Below are 1,281 nucleotides of genomic sequence, written 5' to 3' on the forward strand. Positions count from 1 at the left end.
GAAGAACTGACCCAGCTGACAGTACTTGCTGCCGACAATGCAGGTTACAAGAACCTCACGTTACTGATTTCCAAAGCGTACTTACGTGGCCACGTTCAGCACCAACCTGTGATTGATAGGGCGTGGCTGGCCGAGATGTCAGAAGGCTTAATCGTTCTCTCTGGTGCTAAAAATGGCGATATCGGCAAAGCGCTGCTTAAAGGTAACCGTAAACTGGTTGAAAGCTGTGTAGAGTTTTACAAACAGCATTTCCAGGACCGTTTCTATCTAGAATTGATTCGTACAGGCCGTCCGGATGAAGAGACGTACTTGCACTTTGCCATCGATCTCGCTGAGCAATATGACTTGCCCGTGGTCGCGACAAACGAAGTGGTTTTCCTAAGTGCAGACCTTTTCGATGCGCACGAGATTCGTGTTGCGATTCATGATGGTTACACACTAGAAGATCCACGCCGACCAAAAAATTACAGCCCGCAGCAGTACCTTCGCACTGAAGAGGAAATGTGTGAGCTGTTTGCTGATATTCCAGAAGCGCTAGAAAACAGTGTTGAGATCGCCAAGCGTTGTAACGTGACCGTTCGTTTGGGTGAATACTTCTTGCCAGCCTTCCCAACAGAAGGGATGGAAGAAACTGAATTCTTGGTCATGAAGTCGCGAGAAGGTTTGGAAGAGCGTCTAGAGTTCCTATTCCCTGATGAAGAAGAGCGCAAAAAGCGCCGTCCAGAATACGACGAGCGTTTACAAATCGAACTCGACGTAATCAACCAAATGGGGTTCCCAGGCTACTTCTTGATCGTAATGGAGTTCATCCAGTGGTCGAAAGACAACGCGATTCCAGTCGGTCCTGGTCGTGGTTCGGGTGCCGGTTCTTTGGTGGCCTACGCGCTGAAAATTACCGATCTTGATCCGCTTGAATATGACTTGCTCTTCGAACGTTTCTTGAACCCAGAACGTGTATCCATGCCCGATTTCGACGTCGACTTTTGTATGGATAAGCGTGACCAAGTGATTGATCACGTTGCCGAAATGTACGGTCGCGATGCCGTATCTCAGATCATCACATTCGGTACGATGGCGGCGAAAGCGGTAATCCGTGACGTTGGTCGTGTTCTTGGTCACCCATTTGGTTTCGTTGACCGTATTTCGAAACTGGTTCCGCCAGATCCGGGTATGACGCTAGAAAAAGCGTTTAAAGCCGAGCCTGCTCTGCCTGAGCTTTATGAGGCCGATGAGGAAGTTAAAGAACTCATCGATATGTGTCGCCTATTAGAAGGTTGTACA

Annotated in this window: 1 protein-coding gene; it reads left to right on the plus strand. The window is 48.6% G+C overall.

Annotated features, from left to right (window positions below; all coding sequences use genetic code 11):
• Positions 1-1,281 (plus strand): DNA polymerase III subunit alpha (gene dnaE, locus R7P35_RS24805; RefSeq protein WP_318093029.1); only part of this gene is annotated, 1,281 nt, incomplete at both ends.

It is taken from the genome of Vibrio sp. Vb0304 (assembly GCF_033338995.1).
GTDB lineage: Bacteria > Pseudomonadota > Gammaproteobacteria > Enterobacterales > Vibrionaceae > Vibrio > Vibrio alginolyticus.